The organism is Enterobacter sp. V89_11 (assembly GCF_029967775.1).
Classification (GTDB): Bacteria; Pseudomonadota; Gammaproteobacteria; order Enterobacterales; family Enterobacteriaceae; genus Enterobacter; species Enterobacter ludwigii.
Genome location: NZ_JASCAN010000018.1, coordinates 36830 through 52163 on the forward strand (window position 1 = coordinate 36830; position 15334 = coordinate 52163).

Consider the following 15334-nt stretch of genomic DNA (forward strand, 5'->3'; position numbering starts at 1 on the left):
TGGCTCAAAACCAGAGGAGGAACGTATGAAGGTCAACGATCGGGTAACCGTTAAAACGGACGGTGGACCGCGCCGCCCGGGTGTGGTCCTGGCAATTGAAGAGTTTAGTGAAGGCACGATGTACCTGGTATCACTTGAAGACTACCCGCTCGGCATCTGGTTTTTTAACGAACTGGGACACCCGGATGGCATCTTTGTAGAGAAAGCGCAATAGCATGGCGTCGGGTGGCGACTGGCGCGCCCGACACTGTCCACAGAAGCAAAAATCTCTGGCCAGGCCAGAGATCAAAGGTAGGGTGCAAAGGGTTTTTTTAGCGACTAACGCATGTTGACGAAAATCCCGTTCGTCACATTATCGGTGAGGCGTACCACGTGATAGATCACTTGCTTATTATGCGTTTTAATTTTCCTTTTAATATTTCCTTTATGTGACGAAACGGTTTTGGCTTTAATATTCATCTGGTCTGAGATCTGAATAGTCCCTTGCCCTGCCATCCACATTCGCAGCATGCTTGATTCAGTCCTGCTTAATGATAGGGTGGGTAAGTTAACCGCTCCTACATTTTTAACTTCTTTATTCAAATAATCACCCAGAATGTCATCCAGCGACTCTGGTTTAATCGATTTAGAACTGATCAATAAATTTTTACGAACCAACAAATACTCATCGAAATGGATATTCGCGATCGCCATAAAAACAATAAACAGGGTTTTTGGATGCTGATTAATGATTTGCTTAATGTGCTGACTGTTGGCTGGATCGTGAATGAAACAGTCCTCATTAATAAACACCACGCCTGGTTTAAGTTCGTCACAAGCGGCTGCGAGTTCGTCAACGGTGTGTGCATCGTTGATGTCTCTCTTTCTTACCCCTCTGCTTGCCAGGTACCCGGTTAACCCTAGCCGGGTGTAGCTGCATAAATCCATAATGATCGTTGACATGGCATACCCTCACTCAATGCGTAACGATAATTCACCATCTGCCTGAGAGCTCATAACAGCCATACGGGATGGAAAAAATTAATAAACCTGTGAGCATGACAAAGACTTTCAGGCGGACTCACTATCCCGTAAAGTTACGTATAATTTGCCAGGAATCTTCTTAAAGTAAAGTAAATATTAAGTATTGTGAGGTGGTTAGAAACAATTAAACCGCGTCAGATATATCCTGGAAGATGTTTTTCACGTTTTATTTTAGGAATATCCTCAGAAAGACAATATCAACTGTGAGGGCTATTATTTACGCGGTAGCTCACTGACAATATCTGCTAACAGATTGAATATCTCGCCGAATAAGTGCTCACAGAAGGGGGCGATAAGGGGCATCAGTAATGACATTAATAAAATACCGACCGTCAGCGTCAGCGGAAAACCAATGACGAACACCGAGAGCTGCGGTGCCATTCGGTTGAGTAAGCCTAAGGCGAGGTTCACGGTCAGCAGCAGGGTGATGATCGGCAGCGCCAGCATCAGGCCGTTCAGGAAAACAAGCCCGGCCGCACGCGTAAGCGCCAGAAACGCGTTGCTGTTCACCGGGTTTTCCCCAATCGGCAGCGTATGGAAAGTATCCACCAGCATGGAGATGAGCCACAGATGGCCGTTGAACGACAGGAACAGCAGCATGGCGAGCAGATCGATAATGCGCGCCAGCACCGGCATGTTGAGGTGGCTACCGGGATCCACAAACGTGGCGAATGATAAACCCATTTGCAGGCCAATCAGTTCGCCGGCGGTCCGCACGGCCGCGAAGGCAAGCTGCATGGTAAAGCCTACGGCCACGCCAATCATCACCTGTTGCAGTGCAACCCACACCGCTTTCGCCGAGAAGATCGGAATATCCACGGGCGGGAGAGAAGGGGCGACGATAATGGTGATGATGATGCCCAGCCCCACTTTGACGCGCTTGGGTATCGTTTTCTCACTGAGAATGGGGGCCGTTGTAATCAGCGCCAGGATACGCAGCATCGGCCAGAAATAGACGCCAAGCCATTGAACCCACTGGTCACTGGTGAAGTGCAGCATCGTCGGGTCAGCCGATGATGTACGGCAGATTGGTAAACAGGTTGCGCATATAGTCCAGCAACAGGTTCAGCATCCACGGCCCGGCAACGATAATCGCCACGAACACGGCGATGATTTTTGGGATAAATGACAGCGTCATTTCGTTAATCTGCGTGGCGGCCTGCAGGATACTGATAATCAGACCGGTCACCAGCGCGACAAGCAGTAACGGCGCGGCAACGGCTATCGCGATTTTCATCGCTTCCGTGCCCATCATCATGACCGATTCTGGCGTCATTACGGCTCCTTAACTGTAGAAACTCTGCGCCAGCGAACTGACCAGCAGTTGCCAGCCATCGACCAGGACAAAGAGCATGATCTTAAAGGGCAGGGCAATGGTGGCCGGGGGGACCATCATCATCCCGAGCGCCATCAGAACGCTGGCGATCACCAGATCGATAATCAGGAACGGAATAAAGATGGTAAAGCCAATCTGAAAGGCCGTTTTCAGCTCACTGGTGACATACGCAGGAAGCAGAATACGCATCGGAACGGCTTCCGGTCCCTGAAGCTCGCCGGTATTGGACAGGCGGGCGAAGAGTGCCAGGTCCGCTTCCCGGGTCTGGCGGAGCATAAACTCCCGCAGCGGCTGAGCCCCTTTATCGAGCGCCTCCTGCATGGAGATTTTATCTTCGTTAAACGGCTGGTATGCGTCGGTATAAATCTTGTCGATAACCGGCGACATAATGAAAAAGGTTAAAAACAGCGCCAGACCCAGCAGTACCTGGTTAGGCGGCGCGGACGGGGTGCCCAGCGCATTGCGCAGCAGACCAAAGACGATGATGATTCGGGTGAAACTGGTCATCATCAGCAGGATCGCCGGAATAAACGTCAGCGAGGTGATGAAAACCAGCGTCTGCACCGGCAGCGACCAGCTTTGCCCGCCGCCTGCAAGAGGGGTTGAGACCAGACCGGGCAGTTGCGCGTAAACCGCAGGGGCAAACAGGCCGACGCCCGCAAGCGTAAGGGATAACAAACGGCGCATCAGGATCTCCCGGAACGCTTAAGCAAACTCTTCATGACGGACTGAAAATCCGCAGGGACTTCTGCGCGCTCGTCACCCGTTGCCGGGGCTGGCGGCAGTTTATGCAAGACGTTGATGCTGGAGGCAGTCACGCCCAGCACCAGCCGTGCATCTTCCACATCGACAACGACCACGCGCTCGCGTGGCCCCAGTGTCGTGCTGGCGCTGACCTTCAGACCGCGGGTGCCGGCGGTTTTACCCGCCAGGCCGAAGCGCTTCGCCAGCCATGCGACGATAAGAATAAAGGCAATAATACCGAGCAACGCGCCACTCACCTGGAGCAGCGGAGAGCCGGGAACGGCAGAGGGCTGTGATATTGTTGCCTGGGTTTTCATGCTTAACGGCTCAGACGACGCATACGTTCAGATGGCGTAATAATGTCGGTGATGCGCACGCCGTATTTATCGGCAACCACTACGACTTCACCCTGGGCAATGAGATAACCGTTGATCAGAATATCCAGCGGTTCGCCGGCGAGACCGTCAAGGGCCACCACGGAACCCTGCGTCAGACGCAGCAGCTCTTTAATGGTCATGCGGGTGCGGCCCAGTTCCACGGTCAGCTTAACCGGGATATCCATAATCAGATCAATATCCTGCAGCGTACCGCTGACATCGCCGCCGCCGAGCTGCTGGAACACAGCATCCGCTGCACTTTTGGCCGGAGTCGTTTTTTGCTCGTTTAACGCGTCAGCCCACAGATCGTCCAGTGCTCCGCTGTTTTCATCGGACGGATTGTTCATGTCACTCATTTGGGCTGTTCCTCATTCAGCGAATTCAATATCGGGTTGATCAAGTGCTCAACGCGTAACGCATACTGACCGTTAATTGTGCCGTACTGACTTGTCAGCACGGGGACACCATCCACATGGGCAATAATGCGGTCGGGTTTTTCTATCGGCAAAACATCGCCGGGTTGTAATTTCAGGATCTGGGATAAGCGCAGCGGGATATCCGCGAAGCTCGCCACCAGCTCAAGCTGAGAATGCTGAACCTGACGCACCAGGTTTTCACGCCAGTTCTGATCTTCGTTGCGTGAGTTCTCCAGCGGCGGGTTGACCAGCAGTTCACGCAGCGGTTCGATCATGCTGAACGGCAGGCAGATGTTGAACTCACCGGTCAGGTTACCGATCTCCACATGGAACGGGGTATTCACGACGATATCGTTCGGGGAGGTGGTGATATTGGTAAATTTCACCTGCATCTCAGAACGTACGTACTCCACTTCCAGTGGGTTAATCGCTTTCCACGCGTCGCTGTAAGATTCCAGTGCCAGCTTCAGCATGCGGTTGATGACGCGCTGCTCGGTGTGGGTAAATTCACGCCCTTCCACTTTGGTCGGGAAACGCCCGTCGCCACCAAACAGGTTATCCACCGCAATGAACACCAGGCTTGGCGAAAACACCACCAGACCTGTGCCGCGCAGCGGTTTCAGGTGGATCAGGTTAAGGTTCGTTGGCACCGGCAGGTTGCGGGCAAACTCATGATACGGCTGGATGCGGATCGCACCGACCGTGATATCCGGGCTACGACGCAGCAGGTTAAACAGCCCCATACGGAACTGACGTGCAAAACGTTCGTTAATGATCTCCAGCGCCTGCAGACGTTCACGTACTACGCGGCGCTGGGTATTGGGATCATAAGGACGAATATCGCTATCGCCGCCAATACCCGGTTGCGGATCATCGTTCTTATCGCTGTCGCCGTTAAGAAGCGCGTCGATTTCTGCCTGAGAAAGAATACTGTCGCCCATGTCGTTACCGCAGTATGAAGGCTGTATACAGAACGTCAGTGACTTCCTGCTTGGGTTGACCGTTTACCAGCGGGGTCGCCAGCGTCTGTTTAATGGCGTCGACCAGCTTTTGCTTACCGTCATCGGTAGCAAGCGTTGAGGCGTCCTGACGAGAGAACAGCAGCAGCAGACGGCTACGCACTTCAGGAAGATAATCATTCAGGCGCGCACGCGTGGCTTCATCTTTCAGGCGTAACGTAATACCCACATACAGCACACGATCCGCATCACCCAGATTCACGGTGAAGGTATCCAGTGGGAAGAATACCGGTGCCGGCGGAGGAGGCGGTTCGGCTTTGGCCGCAGCGGTAGAAGGTTCCTGCTGCATACGCCAGTAACTATAGCCCGCGGTAGCGCAGGCGGCGAGCGTGATTAACACCAGCAGCGGGATCCAGATGGAACGCTTGCTTTTTTTGGTGATCGCGGAGTCAGTCATCTGATACGAGCTTCCTGTTTCGGTACAGCATAATAAGGTGATTATCCCGTGTCCTGCTGTCGTCAAAGCGTGGAAAAGACGGGGATAATCACGCTACCTCTGGCGTTTAGGCAAAGATGTCTACGGCACTGTTGCCACGCGCCGCGGATTGCAGGGCGGCAGGGGCAGGCAGTAACTCATCGCTCTCCTCATTAAAACCGCCGGTATTACCGGAACGTGAAGCCTGTTGCTGCTGTTGAGAGGAGGACTGCTGCTGTCCGGCAAAGCTCTCGCTGCTGACACTGCTTTGCGCGAGCTGAATGCCACTCTCAGCAAGCGACGTGCGCAGGACCGGCAGTGCAGCTTCCAGGGCCGCACGCACGTGGCTGTGCGCCGACACCATTTGCAGCTGTGCCTGGTTATCATCCAGTTTCAGGGTAATCTGGACCTGGCCCAGATCTTCCGGATGCAGACGCAACTCTGCGGTCTGCTGGCCCTGTTTCGTGAACAACGTGATGTGCTGACTCAGGGATTGCTGCCACTCCTGGGTTCCCAGCGGCTGGCTCAATACCGGTGCCGTGGCAACGGTTGCGGCAGCATGGCTGGTGACGTTGCTGGAAATGACGGGCGCAAGCGTTGCTGTCGGGGCTGTTGAAGAGGGTGAACTGGCGAGATCCTGCTTCTCAGCGGCGGCGGCCACGATCGGGGTTGCCGGTGCGTTGACCGGTTGAGACGGATCGGCGTTTTGCGCCTGCGCCTGATAAGTCGACGCTTGTTGCGCTTTTTCATGGCCCGACAGCAGGGTGCTCATGGACTGTTGACCTACACCATTTTGCGAAAGCGCGGCAGCGTTCAGCGTTGATTTCGCCGTCACGCCAATACCTGTCGCGCCAGAGGCCACCGGCGTTGCCGTCTGCTGGTGGGGCAGCATCGCCATCAGCGCGCTCAACCCTGCCAGCTCTTCTTCGCTCAGCTCGCTTTTGCTGTCATCCTGCGTTTTCACCGCGCTCAGGGTCTTCAGGGCATCACCTTTTGAAACCGGCACCAGCCCGGAAACGAGGGTTTCCAGCGGGGTGGCTGCTGTCGGTTCATCGCCTGTCAGGGCTGGCTGATGCGAGAGCAGGTTGGCTATTTTGGCCTGCAGGGTGTTCTCTCCCCCGGCTTCCTGAGCAACTTTTGACAGCTTACTGCCGGCTGCTTTCAGGTCAGCCAGCGTCAGCGGCGCATCGTTGCCCTGGCCTGTTGCGTCAGTCAGGGCGCCTGCCAACAGAGAAAGAAAGTCTTGTGCACCGTCGGTGCCTTTCCCTGTTTGCATGCCGCCCGACAGGTCGCTGTCGGTCATCAGCAGTTGTTGCAATGTGATCATTCCGGTTTCCTCATTGATGCGCGCTGGGCAAACTCATCCATTTTCTTCTGATCCAGACGGTTTTCCGCCAGGGTCGTTGCCGCGATCTGTCGGTCCTGTAAGGTCTGCCAGGCCTGCAGTCGCTGCTTTTTCTCGCGCCAGAAATTCAGCGCGGTGTCGACTTTCTGGGTCCACTGGTTAAGCTGCTGGCGATGCTGTTCTATCGCCTTTTCCAGCGTCTGAATAAACTGCTGATAGTTAATCCAGCGCTGGCTTCCAATGCCCTGTGTCATATCGGTATTGAGGTTGGTGCGATATTCATGCTGATAGTCGATTAACATCTTCAACTGCTCTTCAGCCTGCTGGCACCCGCGTCGCATTGCGCCGAGCTGCAATGCGGCATCATCAACTTCTTTCTCAGCCAGATCTTTCAGCGTTGATAACGCGCTGTTTTGCGCCATGACCTTCGCCCTCCACCTGTGTTACACCTGCGGGAAAATCAGCTCCAGTGCCTGGAGTGAGTCTTCCCAGTCGGCGCGTTCAAAAATACCTTGTTGCAGAAACGCCTCCAGCTGCGGCCACAGGCTAATCGCTTTGTCGAGTATCGGGTCGCTGCCTTTGGCATACGCCCCCACGCTCACCAGATCGCGGTTGCGCTGGAAGCTGGAGAGGAGTTGTTTGAAGTTACGCACGCGGGCGTAGTGCTTCTCTGTGATCAATGCCGTCATTGCACGGCTGATTGATGCTTCGATATCAATTGCCGGGTAGTGGCCGGCTTCGGCCAGACGGCGCGATAACACAATATGACCGTCGAGGATCGCACGCGCGGAGTCGGCAATCGGGTCCTGCTGGTCATCGCCTTCGGTCAGAACCGTATAAAAAGCGGTGATTGAGCCGCCGCCGCTGATGCCGTTTCCTGCACGTTCGACCAGCGCCGGGAGCTTGGCAAAGACCGAAGGCGGATAACCTTTGGTCGCCGGAGGTTCTCCGATGGCGAGAGCGATTTCACGCTGCGCCATCGCATAGCGGGTCAGTGAGTCCATAATGAGCAGCACGTGCTGGCCGCGGTCACGGAAATCTTCCGCGATACGGGTGGCATACGCAGCACCCTGCATACGCAGTAACGGTGAGACATCCGCCGGTGCGGCGATGACCACCGAGCGGGCACGGCCTTCTGCACCGAGAATGTTTTCAATAAAGTCTTTTACTTCGCGACCACGTTCACCGATCAGACCCACGACGATGACATCGGCCTGGGTGTAACGTGCCATCATGCCAAGCAGGACGGATTTACCCACCCCTGAGCCGGCAAACAGGCCCATACGCTGCCCGCGGCCTACGGTCAGCAGGGCGTTAATCGGGCGCACGCCGGTGTCGAGGACATGTTCGATGGCGGTACGCTGAAGGGGGTTAAACGGCTGGGTGATCAGCGCGCCGGTTTCGGTGGTGTCCGGCGAGGGCAGACCGTCCAGCGGTTTACCGCTTCCGTCCAGAACGCGGCCAAGCAGGGCAGGGCCAAGCGGGAGCTGTTTCCCGCTTTGCAGTCCATCGCCGCTGATATTTTTCGCATACACGCGCGCCCCGGGCAGGATGCCTTCAACTTCTTCAAGGGGCATCAGGAACAGGCGCTGGCCGTTAAAGCCGACGACTTCGCTCTCAACTTCACGCGTCTCTTGTCCATCCTGACGCTCAATCACGCAGGTGGCTCCCAGCGGAAGCTGCAGGCCAGTGGCTTCCAGCACCAGGCCGGTGGCCCGCGTGAGTCGTCCGTAACGGCGAACGGACGGCAGCTGCGTCATCTTCGCTTCAAAATTATCGAGCGTGTTGAGCCAGCGGGTGAGGCGTGCAGTCATCAGACGACTCCCGGTGCTGCCAGGCGGCACAGTTCCTGCCAGCGGGTCGCAACGCTGGCATCCAGGTCACCTTCATCGGCAGAGACCTTGCAGCCTCCGTGATGCAGCGACGGGTCGCCGCGCAGACGCCAGCCGTGCAGGCTCAGCGTGGCGCCCAGGCTCTCTTCCACGCGCTGGAGGTCGTCCGGATGCACGCGCAGCTGCGGTTTCCCACTGAACAGCGGCTCCTGCTGAAGCAGACCCTGAATTTGTTTAATCAGCGCGGTGTTGTCCACCGCCGGCGCGTGGCCGATCACCTGACGGGCGGCTTCCAGCGCCATCTGCATCAGCCTTGAGGCAATGACGCTGTCCAGCGCATCCAGCGTGTGCTGAAACTCGCTGACCAGCTGCTGCATACGGGCGTGAAGCGGAGCCTGTTGCTGGCGCGCCTGTTCAATGCCGTGTTCTAACCCTTTGGCCAAACCTTCCTGATACCCCTGATCGTGGCCTTTCTGGCGTCCTTCGTTCAGGCCAGCCGTGTAGCCCTGCTCATGGGCCTGAATCTGCAGCTGGGCCAGCATCTGCGCGCGCTGCTCTTCTTCGCTCAGCTCAGGCTGCTCGACATCCGGGTCGCCCTCTTCGGGCGAAAGCACGGCGGGTGTGAACTCTGACAGGGGAGGCGCCAGATCGTCGGGCGTCCAGCGCTTCCACGGCAGTTCATTAGACATAGGTGTCGTCTCCGCTGCCAATCACCATCTCGCCGGTTTCTGCCAGACGACGAACGATAAGCAGGATGGCTTTCTGTTCGTTTTCCACCTGAGACAGACGGACCGGGCCACGGTTGGCAAGGTCGTCGCGCAGGATATCTGCCGCACGCTGAGACATGTTGCGCAGGAACTTCTCGCGCAGCGGCTGCTCGGCACCTTTGAGGGCGATAAGCAGCGACTCGGAGTCCACTTCCTGGAGCAGGCGCTGGATGCTGCGATCGTCCACTTCGACCAGGTTTTCGAACAGGAACATCTCGTCGATAATTTTCTGTGCCAGCTCGCCGTCGAATTCGCGAACGGCGGTAATGACCGCTTCTTCCTGCTGCGTTTTCATCAGGTTGATGATCTCTGCCGCCGTTCTCACGCCGCCCATTTTGCTGCGCTTGAGGTTCTGGCCATCGAGCAGGTTGTTCAGCACTTCGGTCAGCTCCGCCAGCGCGGCTGGCTGGACACCACCGAAGGTCGCGATACGCAGCATCACATCGTGACGCAGGCGCTCTTCGAACAACGCCAGAATATCGGCCGCCTGGCCACGTTTGAGGTGGACAAGAATGGTGGCGATAATCTGCGGGTGCTCGTCGCGGATAAGGTCGGCGGCACTCTGCGGTTCCATAAAGTTGAGCGTCTCGATACCGCTGGCGGTATCGCGCGTTTCCAGAATGTCTTCCAGCAGGCTGGCAGCACGCTCTTCGCCCAGCGCCTTGACCAGCACGGAGCGCAGATAGTCGTTGGCGTTGACGTTGAGCGCGGCAAACTGTTCGGCTTCCTGCTCAAATTCAGACAGCACTTCCGTCAGCTGTTTGTTAGAGATCTGGCGTACGTTTGCCATTGCCGCACTGAGAATCTGTACTTCGCGCTGCGAGAGGTGTTTGAACACCTCGGCCGCACGGTCTTCGCCAATGGTCATCAGCAGGATGACGCTTTTATCGGTGCCTGAAAGCGTGTTACTCATGTTCGTTACCCATCCACTGGCGGATGACCAGCGCCACGACGCGCGGATCGTTATCTGACATTTCGCGAATGCGCTGGCTCATGACCTCGGCGCCCATACGCTGGTTAGCACGGCGTTGCTGCATCTGTTCGTCTTTGCTGAGGCGAACTTCAACCGCATCTTCCACTTCCTGACGGGTACTGACCTGTTCGCGCGCCGCTTTTTCAGCTTCAGCACGACGCTGGAGCTGAGGACGAATGCCCTTACGCCACAGCAGCCACGCGACAATCAGAACCAGCAGCCAGCGACCTGCGGACAGCAGCTGATCGATAAACGCCTGCTGTTGCCAGAACGGCAGTTCGCCACCTGACTCTTCAACCGAGTTGAACGGTGAGTTCACCACGTTGAGCGTATCGCCGCGCTTCTCGGAGTAACCCATCGCTTCACGGGTCAGGTCTTCAATCTGTTTCATCTGCTCGGTGGTCAACGGCAACGGCTTGCCATCCGCCAGCGTCTTGTAGTTCACCACCACCGCAACCGACAGACGCTGTACATCGCCCACGTTCAGTTTGGTGTGGCGGATAGTACGGTCCACTTCGTAGTTGGTGGTTTCGTTACGACTGCTGGTACGCGGACCGGCGGTGCTGGCTGTTGATGTGGTCTGCTGATTCGTTTGCTGACCGTTCTGCTGATTAGCCGGTGGCGTTGAGATTGGTGCCGCGTTAGCCGGTGCTGGCTGGTTAGACAATGCGCCTGGCACACCGCCTGGGTATGCGCCGCCAACCTGTTCGTTTTCATTGACCTGACGAGAGCGCATTACCGCCTGAGCCGGGTTGCCATTCGGGCTGTATTGCTCTTCGGTCTGTTCTTTATTAGAGAAGTCAATCTGCGCGGTAACCTGCGCATGCACGTTGCTGTTACCCACGACCGGGCCAAGGATGGCTTCGATGCGACGCTGCACGCGGCTTTCCACGTCCGCGGCATATTTCAGCTGCGCGTCATTCAGATCGCGGCCTGCGGTATTGGACTGGGTCAGCAGATGACCACTTTGATCAACCAGCGTCACGTTACCCGGCGGGAGACCGGCAACAGCGCTGGAGACCAGATGGGTCACCGCGCTGATTTGTCCTTCATCCATTGCACGGCCAGGCTGGAGGTTAACGGTGACGGAGGCCGACGGGGATTTCTGCTCGCGGACAAACAGGGAGGGTTTAGGCATGGCCAGGTGCACACGGGCACTCTTCACCGGACCCAATGTTTCAATCGTACGGGCCAGCTCACCTTCCAGCGCACGCTGGTAGTTCACCTGCTCGCTGAACTGGCTGATACCGAATTTTTCCTGATCCAGCAGTTCAAAACCTACCGCACCGCCCTTTGGCAGTCCCTGTTGCGCCAGGCGCAGACGAAGTTCGTGCACCTTATCAGCCGGTACCTCCAGCGCACCGCCGTTATCCGCAAAGCGATAAGGGATGTTCATCTGGGTAAGCTGGGTGACGATGGCACCGCCATCCTGATCGGAAAGGTTACTGTAAAGCGTGCGGTAATCAGGGCTTTTCGCCCACAAGACCATCGCTACAAGGATCGCAATTGCGGCAGCGCCTGCCACGATCAACGGGATTTTAGGATTCGCGCGAAGGCGGTTCATCCACTCGAGTGATTTATTTTGTGGCGCTGTCGATGCTGTTGCACTCATTGCGCACCTCTTAAATCCTGGTGGTTTACGTTATTCGTGTAGAGAAACAAAACTGACTCCCGGGTCGGCAAACACGACAAAAGTTCCATATTGATGGCCCTGCCATTATTTGATGATTCAGGATTTTCTATGCGTCAAATAACCTGGTTTTTTCACGCTATTTACCGCCATTATCTTATTGACAAGCTGTTAGTCTTGACCCCGTAAAAAACCATTCAGGGGAGAGTCATGGCTATACAGGGTATTGAAGGGGTGATCAGTCAGTTGCAGGCAACGGCGATGACGGCCCGTAATCAGAATGTGGCAGAACAACCGAGCATCAGTTTTGCAGGACAACTGCACGCCGCGCTTGACCGTATCAGCGATACCCAGACCGCCGCACGTACTCAGGCGGAGAAGTTCACCCTCGGCGAGCCGGGCGTGGCACTGAATGATGTGATGACCGATTTGCAAAAAGCCTCGGTTTCCCTGCAGATGGGGATTCAGGTGCGTAACAAGCTTGTGTCTGCTTATCAGGAAGTGATGGGGATGCAGGTTTAAGTAATCTAACCTGATGCTATTTATAGTTAATTATTGCCCTCATACATGTTGTGGGGCATGGGCGGGGCAAAGCTAATGACATTTCGTTTTGGACAGGCGTCTCATCCGGTCATTTTTCGTCTTCCAGAGCTGGGCCCCCGACACATATCATCAGTTTTGTTACGTCTTCATGATGCAAACATGTGTTTCACCTGGACTGGCCTGATAAAATGTAACTCCTTTATTTTACAGGGATAGAAAAGTGAAAAGTTTGTTTCTGTTTTTTTCTGCAATTTTACTGGCAGGTTGTTCCGCCAAATACAGCACAAATAATATTCAGGAGCGTACAGAATCCCTGTCAAAAGATGCTCCAGTTGCGATCTCTCAGCCAACTGACGGCGTATATGAAACACACACTTATTCTGGTTCTGGCAAAGCAACGGCGGATGCTGTAAAAGCGGCATTTTTGCGGTATTCAGATAATGTGACAGTTTTTAGTGACTGTGATGATCTCGCATGTCTGAAAAACCGGCATACACTCAGCCGGGGATATTATGTGGTCCCACAGATACTGCACTGGGAGGATCGTGCAACTGAGTGGTCCGGCATTCCAGACAAGATTGAAGTGAAAATCACGGTTTATAATGCTGAATCCAATAATCGTGTTGCATCAACCATTATCAATGGCAAAAGCAAGTGGGCTACCTTCGGTGGCGATCACCCACAGGATTTGTTGCCAGAACCTGTAAGCGCGTTTATCTCGAGTCTGTATTAATTCTCCATCAAGCTTTCATATAAAACCCCGTCTCAACGGGGTTTTGACAGGCTTCAGTAAAGTCCTCTTTCCTTATGTTAAGACCCGTCGATCTTCGCTGGCAGCCCAAGCGCTTTAATGCCACAATATTTTTTTCTTCGAATGCAGGAAAGATGATGAAAAAAATAGCAATTGCTGGCGCGCTGCTGGCACTGACCGGGTGCGTTCAGGTGGATAACTATCAGGAAGTGATCAAACACCCCGTCCCGGCGCATCTGGCAGGGTACTGGCAGTCAAAAGGGCCGCAGAGCAAAATGGTGAGCCCAGAGGCGATTGCCACGCTGGTGGTGACGGAGGAGGGCGATACGCTGGACTGCCGTCAGTGGCAGCGCGTGATCGCTGTACCGGGTAAAATCATGCTGCGTTCAGACAGTTATTATAACGTCACCCGCAAGCTGGATATTTATCCGCTGGAGCGCGATGGCTCTGTTCTTGAGTATGATGGTATGGAGCTACAGAAGGTCGATCGCCCGACGGTAGAGTGCGCAGATTATCTGAGCAAAAATCCGCTGGAGAGTAAACTTCCGTAGTGCATGTTGCCGGGTGGCAGCTTCGCCTGACCCGGCATTCAATTCGCGTCAGATGCTTTTACAACTACAACGCATCCTCAATCACCCACACGCTGACGCTTCCACCTTTACAGGTAAAGGTGCCTTCGCCATCCGCTGCGGTAGTGACCGTTTCTTCGCGATTGCCGAGAAAATCACGCCACGTTTTGTTGCCGTAGTTTTCACCCAGACAAATCACTTTCTCGCCGTCATCGCCATTCGACATCACCACCACACAGCCAGGATCGTCTTCGGTGCCGCTGCGGCTGAAGGCGATACAGTTTGGGTGATCGAAGAACAGCGTCTGCACGCCGTGGGCAAAACGCTGGCGGGCGAGGATCAGCTCGTGAAGCTGCTCGATGACCGGCATATCAATATGGTAGGTTTCGCCGTCACCGCCCGTATCGTCATAGCTGGCACCGAATAAATCCGGATAAAAGACGCTGGGTACTCCGTTTTCACGCAGCAGGATCAGGGCATAGGCCAGCGGTTTAAACCACGCTTCAACCGGCGCTTCCAGTGCCTGCAAAGGCTGAGTGTCATGGTTGGCAACCAGAGTTACTGCATGGAACGGATCGGCTTCGACCAGGGTGCCGGTAAAGATTTGGCTCATGTCGTATTCCCGACCCTGGCGCGATGCTTCGTGGAATTTCATCTGCAGGGGGGCATCGAACAGCATCGTCTTGCCATCGACCTGGTCAATATAGGCCTGCAGTTTATCCACTTCGTGGGACCAGTATTCCGCCACGATAAACAACGGTTGCGTTGCGACTTCCTGAACGTGCTCAATCCACTCCTTATAAAACCAGGCGGGAATGTGTTTGACGGCGTCCAGACGAAAACCGTCACAGCCAGTTTGTTCCATGACCCAGCGGGCCCAGTATTTGATCTCCTCGGTGACGGCATGGTTGCGAAAATCAATGTTTTCGCCCATCAGGTAATCAAAATTACCCATCTCATCATCAACCTGGTCGTTCCAGCCTTCACCGGTGTAGTCGTTGACGATTTTAAAAATGCCGTCTTCATCGGGGTTTTCAATATGGTCGACGCCGCTGAAGCATTTGTAATCCCAGATAAACTGCGAATATTGCCCGGCACGGGCAGGGAAGGTGTAGCGTGTCCAGGCTTCACACTCAATGATCTCATCGTCGATCTGCGTGCGATCCTGTTCGTTGACGCGCTGAACGCGGACGGGTTCTTTCTCGTCTGCGCCCATTTTGTGGTTAACCACCACGTCAAGGAGGACGGCGATCTCATTACTTTTGAGTGCGTCGATGGCCTCCAGCAGCTGAGCTTTGTCACCGTACTTGGTGGCGACGCTGCCTTTCTGGTCAAACTCACCGAGGTCGAAGAGATCGTAAGTGTCGTATCCGACCGAGTACCCGCCGGATGCGCCTTTACAGGCTGGCGGCAACCAGATCATATTGATGCCGATTTCGTTAAGATTGGGGGCTAACGCCGTGACCTCTCGCCACAATTCACCGCCCGCAGGGTAATACCAGTGAAAACATTGTAACAGGGTGGGGTTTTTCATCGTCCGTGCTCCAGAAGCCGTTTGGCAGACTTCTGGAGTATGGATCAAGAATCGCTAATG

General features: G+C 55.1%; 19 protein-coding genes. 4 read left to right on the forward strand and 15 right to left on the reverse strand.

Features of this window, described 5'->3' with window-relative positions:
* The first annotated feature begins 25 nt into the window (after positions 1-25).
* Positions 26-214: a protein DsrB gene (gene dsrB / locus QLG09_RS14915; protein WP_020883333.1), complete on the forward strand. Its 189-nt coding sequence runs from the start codon at positions 26-28 to the stop codon at positions 212-214.
* 104 nt (positions 215-318) lie between these two features.
* Here the strand turns inward: dsrB and rcsA are convergent, their stop codons facing one another.
* The 14 genes from rcsA to fliF all read right to left on the reverse strand — a co-directional run bounded on the left by rcsA (position 319) and on the right by fliF (position 11859).
* Positions 319-942: a transcriptional regulator RcsA gene (gene rcsA / locus QLG09_RS14920; protein WP_008500313.1), complete on the reverse strand. Its 624-nt coding sequence runs from the start codon at positions 940-942 to the stop codon at positions 319-321.
* A gap of 294 nt (positions 943-1236) precedes the next feature.
* Entirely contained in the window at positions 1237-2022 is a 786-nt protein-coding gene (gene fliR / locus QLG09_RS14925; RefSeq protein WP_020883334.1) for a flagellar biosynthetic protein FliR, read from the reverse strand.
* 7 nt (positions 2023-2029) lie between these two features.
* Complete coding sequence (fliQ, locus tag QLG09_RS14930; RefSeq protein ID WP_008500315.1) at positions 2030-2299, reverse strand: flagellar biosynthesis protein FliQ; 270 nt, start codon at positions 2297-2299, stop codon at positions 2030-2032.
* Positions 2300-2308: 9 nt separating this feature from the next.
* Positions 2309-3046 (reverse strand): flagellar type III secretion system pore protein FliP, encoded by a 738-nt coding sequence (gene fliP / locus QLG09_RS14935; protein WP_151712434.1) that lies wholly within the window; start codon positions 3044-3046, stop codon positions 2309-2311.
* Complete coding sequence (gene fliO / locus QLG09_RS14940; protein WP_014170739.1) at positions 3046-3420, reverse strand: flagellar biosynthetic protein FliO; 375 nt, start codon at positions 3418-3420, stop codon at positions 3046-3048. The genes fliP and fliO overlap by 1 nt, the downstream gene beginning before the upstream one ends.
* 2 nt (positions 3421-3422) lie before the next feature.
* Positions 3423-3836, reverse strand: coding sequence for a flagellar motor switch protein FliN (gene fliN, locus QLG09_RS14945; protein ID WP_014170738.1), 414 nt, complete (start codon positions 3834-3836; stop codon positions 3423-3425).
* On the reverse strand, positions 3833-4837 hold the full coding sequence (gene fliM / locus QLG09_RS14950) for a flagellar motor switch protein FliM (RefSeq protein ID WP_014170737.1): 1005 nt from the start codon (positions 4835-4837) through the stop codon (positions 3833-3835). Before fliM ends, fliN begins: the two co-directional genes overlap by 4 nt.
* A gap of 4 nt (positions 4838-4841) precedes the next feature.
* A complete protein-coding gene (gene fliL / locus QLG09_RS14955) occupies positions 4842-5312 on the reverse strand; it encodes a flagellar basal body-associated protein FliL (RefSeq protein WP_020883336.1) in 471 nt (156 codons plus the stop codon).
* 106 nt (positions 5313-5418) lie between these two features.
* On the reverse strand, positions 5419-6657 hold the full coding sequence (gene fliK / locus QLG09_RS14960; RefSeq protein WP_282489028.1) for a flagellar hook length control protein FliK: 1239 nt from the start codon (positions 6655-6657) through the stop codon (positions 5419-5421).
* The gene (fliJ, locus tag QLG09_RS14965) at positions 6654-7097 is read right to left on the reverse strand and encodes a flagellar export protein FliJ (protein WP_014170734.1); all 444 of its coding nucleotides are present in this window, start codon (positions 7095-7097) and stop codon (positions 6654-6656) included. The genes fliK and fliJ overlap by 4 nt, the downstream gene beginning before the upstream one ends.
* A gap of 21 nt (positions 7098-7118) precedes the next feature.
* Positions 7119-8489 carry a flagellar protein export ATPase FliI gene (fliI, locus tag QLG09_RS14970; RefSeq protein WP_049023035.1) on the reverse strand — a complete coding sequence of 457 codons (1371 nt, stop codon included), beginning with the start codon at positions 8487-8489 and terminating at the stop codon, positions 7119-7121.
* A complete protein-coding gene (gene fliH, locus QLG09_RS14975) occupies positions 8489-9196 on the reverse strand; it encodes a flagellar assembly protein FliH (RefSeq protein ID WP_063156593.1) in 708 nt (235 codons plus the stop codon). Before fliH ends, fliI begins: the two co-directional genes overlap by 1 nt.
* Positions 9189-10187, reverse strand: a complete 999-nt coding sequence (fliG, locus tag QLG09_RS14980; RefSeq protein WP_014170730.1) for a flagellar motor switch protein FliG — start codon at positions 10185-10187, stop codon at positions 9189-9191. Before fliG ends, fliH begins: the two co-directional genes overlap by 8 nt.
* Entirely contained in the window at positions 10180-11859 is a 1680-nt protein-coding gene (gene fliF / locus QLG09_RS14985; protein WP_049022923.1) for a flagellar basal-body MS-ring/collar protein FliF, read from the reverse strand. Before fliF ends, fliG begins: the two co-directional genes overlap by 8 nt.
* Before the next feature lie 228 nt (positions 11860-12087).
* Here fliF and fliE point away from each other — a divergent pair, with 228 nt between their 5' ends.
* From fliE to yedD, 3 genes are all read left to right on the forward strand, one after another.
* Entirely contained in the window at positions 12088-12399 is a 312-nt protein-coding gene (gene fliE / locus QLG09_RS14990; RefSeq protein ID WP_014170728.1) for a flagellar hook-basal body complex protein FliE, read from the forward strand.
* A 241-nt stretch (positions 12400-12640) separates the two neighbouring features.
* Complete coding sequence (locus QLG09_RS14995) at positions 12641-13153, forward strand: DUF4823 domain-containing protein (RefSeq protein ID WP_044856851.1); 513 nt, start codon at positions 12641-12643, stop codon at positions 13151-13153.
* Positions 13154-13308: 155 nt separating this feature from the next.
* On the forward strand, positions 13309-13722 hold the full coding sequence (yedD, locus tag QLG09_RS15000) for a lipoprotein YedD (protein WP_020883340.1): 414 nt from the start codon (positions 13309-13311) through the stop codon (positions 13720-13722).
* 64 nt (positions 13723-13786) lie between these two features.
* Here yedD and amyA read toward each other — a convergent pair whose 3' ends face one another.
* On the reverse strand, positions 13787-15274 hold the full coding sequence (gene amyA / locus QLG09_RS15005) for an alpha-amylase (RefSeq protein WP_020883341.1): 1488 nt from the start codon (positions 15272-15274) through the stop codon (positions 13787-13789).
* Positions 15275-15334 lie beyond the last annotated feature (60 nt).

What these genes read in the sequence shown, in the direction of transcription:
- dsrB (WP_020883333.1), top strand. Translation starts at nt 26, where the DNA reads ATGAAGGTCAACGATCGGGTAACCGTTAAAACGGACGGTGGACCGCGC.
- rcsA (WP_008500313.1), bottom strand. Translation starts at nt 942, where the DNA reads ATGTCAACGATCATTATGGATTTATGCAGCTACACCCGGCTAGGGTTA.
- fliR (WP_020883334.1), bottom strand. Translation starts at nt 2,022, where the DNA reads ATGCTGCACTTCACCAGTGACCAGTGGGTTCAATGGCTTGGCGTCTAT.
- fliQ (WP_008500315.1), bottom strand. Translation starts at nt 2,299, where the DNA reads ATGACGCCAGAATCGGTCATGATGATGGGCACGGAAGCGATGAAAATC.
- fliP (WP_151712434.1), bottom strand. Translation starts at nt 3,046, where the DNA reads ATGCGCCGTTTGTTATCCCTTACGCTTGCGGGCGTCGGCCTGTTTGCC.
- fliO (WP_014170739.1), bottom strand. Translation starts at nt 3,420, where the DNA reads ATGAAAACCCAGGCAACAATATCACAGCCCTCTGCCGTTCCCGGCTCT.
- fliN (WP_014170738.1), bottom strand. Translation starts at nt 3,836, where the DNA reads ATGAGTGACATGAACAATCCGTCCGATGAAAACAGCGGAGCACTGGAC.
- fliM (WP_014170737.1), bottom strand. Translation starts at nt 4,837, where the DNA reads ATGGGCGACAGTATTCTTTCTCAGGCAGAAATCGACGCGCTTCTTAAC.
- fliL (WP_020883336.1), bottom strand. Translation starts at nt 5,312, where the DNA reads ATGACTGACTCCGCGATCACCAAAAAAAGCAAGCGTTCCATCTGGATC.
- fliK (WP_282489028.1), bottom strand. Translation starts at nt 6,657, where the DNA reads ATGATCACATTGCAACAACTGCTGATGACCGACAGCGACCTGTCGGGC.
- fliJ (WP_014170734.1), bottom strand. Translation starts at nt 7,097, where the DNA reads ATGGCGCAAAACAGCGCGTTATCAACGCTGAAAGATCTGGCTGAGAAA.
- fliI (WP_049023035.1), bottom strand. Translation starts at nt 8,489, where the DNA reads ATGACTGCACGCCTCACCCGCTGGCTCAACACGCTCGATAATTTTGAA.
- fliH (WP_063156593.1), bottom strand. Translation starts at nt 9,196, where the DNA reads ATGTCTAATGAACTGCCGTGGAAGCGCTGGACGCCCGACGATCTGGCG.
- fliG (WP_014170730.1), bottom strand. Translation starts at nt 10,187, where the DNA reads ATGAGTAACACGCTTTCAGGCACCGATAAAAGCGTCATCCTGCTGATG.
- fliF (WP_049022923.1), bottom strand. Translation starts at nt 11,859, where the DNA reads ATGAGTGCAACAGCATCGACAGCGCCACAAAATAAATCACTCGAGTGG.
- fliE (WP_014170728.1), top strand. Translation starts at nt 12,088, where the DNA reads ATGGCTATACAGGGTATTGAAGGGGTGATCAGTCAGTTGCAGGCAACG.
- yedD (WP_020883340.1), top strand. Translation starts at nt 13,309, where the DNA reads ATGAAAAAAATAGCAATTGCTGGCGCGCTGCTGGCACTGACCGGGTGC.
- amyA (WP_020883341.1), bottom strand. Translation starts at nt 15,274, where the DNA reads ATGAAAAACCCCACCCTGTTACAATGTTTTCACTGGTATTACCCTGCG.